General features: G+C 73.4%; 6 protein-coding genes. 1 reads left to right on the top strand and 5 read right to left on the bottom strand.

Translation table 11 applies throughout. The features are described from left to right. The coding region (locus CCL05_RS42940; RefSeq protein WP_208641758.1) for an endolytic transglycosylase MltG at positions 1-174 on the top strand (174 nt) is incomplete at its 5' end. Between the two features lie 209 nt (positions 175-383). Here CCL05_RS42940 and CCL05_RS45040 read toward each other — a convergent pair. The 5 genes from CCL05_RS45040 to CCL05_RS42920 all read right to left on the bottom strand — a co-directional run. Further along, the gene (locus CCL05_RS45040; protein WP_158102538.1) at positions 384-521 is read right to left on the bottom strand and encodes a hypothetical protein; all 138 of its coding nucleotides are present in this window, start codon (positions 519-521) and stop codon (positions 384-386) included. A 131-nt stretch (positions 522-652) separates the two neighbouring features. Then, the gene (locus CCL05_RS42935) at positions 653-1,729 is read right to left on the bottom strand and encodes an NAD(P)-binding domain-containing protein (protein WP_086565885.1); all 1,077 of its coding nucleotides are present in this window, start codon (positions 1,727-1,729) and stop codon (positions 653-655) included. Between the two features lie 51 nt (positions 1,730-1,780). After that, on the bottom strand, positions 1,781-2,809 hold the full coding sequence (locus CCL05_RS42930; RefSeq protein WP_086565884.1) for an ABC transporter substrate-binding protein: 1,029 nt from the start codon (positions 2,807-2,809) through the stop codon (positions 1,781-1,783). 59 nt (positions 2,810-2,868) lie between these two features. After that, on the bottom strand, positions 2,869-3,609 hold the full coding sequence (locus CCL05_RS42925) for an ABC transporter ATP-binding protein (protein ID WP_086565883.1): 741 nt from the start codon (positions 3,607-3,609) through the stop codon (positions 2,869-2,871). Then, a partial coding sequence (locus CCL05_RS42920) for an ABC transporter permease (protein WP_107400597.1) occupies positions 3,582-4,251 on the bottom strand: 670 nt, incomplete at its 5' end. The genes CCL05_RS42920 and CCL05_RS42925, both read right to left, overlap by 28 nt.

The following is a 4,251-nucleotide window of genomic DNA, read 5'->3' as shown; positions in this document are numbered from 1 at the left end:
CCCGGCGAGGAGGCCATGCGCGCCGCGATCAACCCGCCCCCGGGCGACTGGCTGTACTTCGTCACGGTCCGCCCGGGCGACACCCGCTTCACCGCGGACTACGCGGAACACCAGCGGAATGTCGCGGAGTTCAACGCCCGTCAGAAGAGCGGCGCCGCACGGGCGGCCGGGTGACCCGGGCGGCGGCGGAGGTTCCGGCGGGTGGCGCTCAGGGCCACGCGCCCCCGGGCGACGGCGGGTGGCACGGAGCGGCAGGCGGGTCGGCGGGGTGGGGCGGCGAGCCGGGTGTCGCGGGCGGCCGCGCGGAAGTCGGTGGGCGGCGCGCAGGGCCGGGCGTCCCGGCCGGTGGCGCCTCGGCGGCCGGGGACGTCCCCTGCTCCGCGTCACGCGACGACCGGCTCCGGCGTCAGCAGCTGCCTGATGTCGCGGGCGGCCGCGCGGAAGTCGGTGGGCGGCGCGCAGGGCCGGGCGTCCCGGCCGGTGGCGCCTCGGCGGCCGGGGACGACCCTGCCCCGCGTCACGCGGCGACCGGCTCCCGCGCCAGCAGTCGCCTGATGTCGCGGACGGCCGCGCGGAAGTCGGTGGGCGGCGCGCAGGGCCGGGCGGCCCGGCCGGTGGCGCCTCGGCGGCCGGGGACGTCCCCTGCTCCGCGTCACGCGGCGACCGGCTCCCGCGCCAGTAGCCGCCTGATGTCGCGGACGGCCACGCGGCCGGCGCGGTTGGCGCCGATGGTGCTGGCCGACGGGCCGTAGCCGACGAGGTGGACGCGCGGGTCGGCGGCGGCGCGGGTGCCCTCCAGGCGGATGCCGCCGCCCGGCTCGCGCAGGCGCAGCGGGGTGAGGTGGTCGATGGCGGCGCGGAAGCCGGTGGCCCAGAGGATGACGTCGGCGTCGACGTGGCGTCCGTCCCGCCAGTCCACCCCCGTCGGCGTGACGCGGTCGAACATCGGCTGCCGGTCGAGCACCCCGTCCTCGATGCCCTGCCGGACCGCGTCGTTGAGCGGCAGCCCGGTGACCGAGACGACACTCCTCGGCGGCAGTCCCTGCCGTACCCGTTCCTCGACGAGCACGACGGCCGCCCGGCCCGCGTCCTCGTCGAAGGGGCCCTCGCGGAAGACGGGCGGACGCCGGGTCACCCAGGTGGTGGCGGCCGCGTACGGGGCGATCTCCAGCAGATGCTGTGTGCCCGAGGCGCCACCGCCCACCACGACGACCCGCTGCCGCGCGAACTCCTCCGGCCCGGGGTACTGCGCGGTGTGCAACTGCCGCCCCCGGAAGGTCTCCTGGCCCGGATAGCGCGGCCAGAACGGCCGGTCCCAGGTGCCGGTCGCGTTGATCAGCGCCCGCGTCGACCACACGCCCCGCGAGGTCTCCACCAGCAGCCGCCCGCCGGGGCCCTCGCGTACGGCCCGCACGTCGACGGGGCGCCGCACCCGCAGGTCGAAGGTCCGCTCGTACCGGTCGAAGTAGTCGCTGATCACCTCGGCCGACGGCCGTTCCGGATCCGCGTCCGTGAGCTCCATCCCCGGCAGCGCGTGCATCCCGTGCACCCTGCCGTACGTCAGTGACGGCCAGCGGAACTGCCAGGCGCCGCCGGGACCGGGGGAGTGGTCCAGCACCACGAAGTCGCGGTCCGGCTCGAAACCGGATCGCCGCAGGTGATAGGCGCCGGCCAGACCGGCCTGACCCGCGCCTATGACGACTGCCTCGACCTCGCGTGTGTTGTTCACGCTTCTACTAACTGTGCCGAGGGCATGGATCTTCCCGCCCGGCGCGTCGTGTCACTCACCTTCCGAGGGCCGGGGCGCCGCGGTCGACGGCGGCAGGCCGCCGTTGAACCGGGTGTCGGTGAAGTCGGCGAAGTCGACCTTGCGCGGGATGAGCTTCAGCCCCGTGAACGTGTCGGCGATCTCCTGCTCGGAGGCGATCAGCGGCTTGTCGACGGCGACCGCGACCCGGGTCGTGTAGGTGCGCTTCACTGCGGCCAGCGCCACGTCCTCGGGGAGCCCGGTGTCCTTCGCCCAGACCTTCGCCCACTCCTCCTCGTGGTCGTACACCCACGCATAGGCGCGCCGCAGCCGCTCCAGATAGTCCTTGACGGCGGCGGCCTTCTTCTTGTCCTTCAGCGCGTCCGGTGCCGCGACCTGGAAGGTGAGCCCGTTCGTCACGCCGTCGCCGTCGGTCAGGACCCGCCCCTGCTTGCCCTTCAGCACCTGCGAGGTGTACGGGTCCCACACCGCCCAGGCGTCGACCTTGCCGGACGTGAACGCGGCGAGCGCGTCGGCCGGCTGGAGGTACTTGACCTTGACGTCGCTCAGTTTCAGCCCGGCCTTCCTCAGGGACGCGACCAGCTGGTAGTGCGCGGACGACCCCTGCGCGACGGCCACCGACTTGCCCTTGAGCTGCTGGGGGCGCTTCAGGGGCGAGTCGTTCGGGACGAGGACGGTGTCGCCCTTGGACGTGCCGTGCCAGGCGGCCACGACCTTGATCTTCGAGTTCGCTCCGGCCGCGAAGACCGGCGGGGTGTTGCCGACGCCGCCGATGTCGACGGCCCCCGCATTGATGCCCTCCAGCAGGGGTGGTCCGGAGGTGAACGTGGACCACTTGATCTTGTAGTCGAGGTTCTTGAGTTCCCCGGCGGCCCGCAGGATGGCCTCCGAACCGCCCTTCTGGTCACCGACCTCGAGCGTGACCGGGCCATGACCGTCGGTGCCGCCGTCCGAGGTGCTGGCGGACGAGTTCCCGCCGCAGGCGGTGAGCAGCAGAGCGAGGGGGAGGAGCAGGGCGGCGGGGGCGAGGCGTCGTCGCATGGCGGTTCCGTTCGTGTGGGCCGTACGTGTCTGGTACGTGTGAGGCGTGTGCGGGAAGGTCAGGCGGCTTCGGCGGCCGTCGCCTCGACGCCGAGGCGTTCGAGGAGGCCGGCGCGCAGTTCCGCGAAGCGCGGGTCGGTGATGTCGCGGGGACGGTCGAGGTCGACGCGCTGCTCGTGGGCGATGACGCCGCCGTCCATCACCAGGACGCGGTCGGCGAGCAGGACGGCCTCCTCCACGTCGTGGGTGACGAGGAGCACCGCGCAGCCCCGGCGCTGCCACAGCTCGCCCACGAGCCGCTGGGCCTTGATGCGGGTGAGGGCGTCGAGCGCGCCGAACGGCTCGTCGAGCAGCAGCAGATCGGGCTCGCGCACCAACGCCCGGGCGAGCGAGGCGCGCTGGGCCTCGCCGCCGGAGAGGGTCTTGGGCCAGGCGGCCGAGCGGTGGCCGAGTCCGACCTCGTCGAGGGCCTGCTCGGCGACGGCGCGTTCGGGCTTGCCGGGCAGGCCGAGCAGGACGTTGCGCCACACCTTCTTCCACGGCATCAGCCGCGGTGCCTGGAAGGCGACGGCCTTGCGGCGCGGCACCAGGACGGTGCCCTCGATGTCGCGGTCGAGCCCGGCGAGGATGCGCAGCAGCGTCGACTTGCCGCAGCCGCTGCGGCCGAGCAGGGCCACGAACTCGCCCGGCCGGACGTCCAGCCGCAGATCGTCGATGACGGCACGTCCGTCGAAGGAGCGGGTGAGCCCCTCGACATGGACCGCCTGGGGGGTCACCGGCCGGTGAACGTCGGTCGCCATTGCAGCAGCACCTTTTCGAGAGAGCGGACGATGAAGTCGGCGAGCAGGCCGAGGAAGGCGTAGACGACCAGGCAGACCACGATCACGTCGGTCCGCAGGAAGTCCCGCGCCTGCACCATGAGGAACCCGATGCCGGAGTCGGCGTTGACCTGCTCGGCGAAGACCAGCGCGAGCCAGGCGATGCCGAGCGAGTAGCGCAGACCGGTCATGGCGTTCGGCAGCGCGCCCGGGAGGACGACGTGCCGGACGAGTCCCCAGCGCGACAGCCCGAGGGACTCGCCGGCCTCGATCAACTGGGCGTCCACACCGCGGATTCCGGCGTAGACGTTGAGGTAGAGCGGGAAGGTCACGCCGAGCGTGATGATGGCGACCTTGGGGGCCTCGCCGATGCCGAACCAGATGATGAACAGCGGGATGAGCCCCACGAACGGCACGGTCCGCAGCATTTGCACGGGCGCGTCCACCAGGTCCTCGCCGATCCGGAACAGGCCCGAGAGCAGGGCGAGTCCGGTGCCGACGACCAGGCCGAGCAGCAGCCCGGCCGCGACCCGCTGGAGCGAGGTGCCCATGGCCGCGGGCAGCGATCCGTCGGCCACCATGTCCCCGGCGACCTGGGCGATCCGGCCGGGCTGCTGCTCGGCC

The organism is Streptomyces africanus, assembly GCF_002150735.1.
Taxonomy (GTDB): domain Bacteria; phylum Actinomycetota; class Actinomycetes; order Streptomycetales; family Streptomycetaceae; genus Streptomyces; species Streptomyces africanus.
This window is presented reverse-complemented; position numbering and strand designations above follow the sequence as displayed.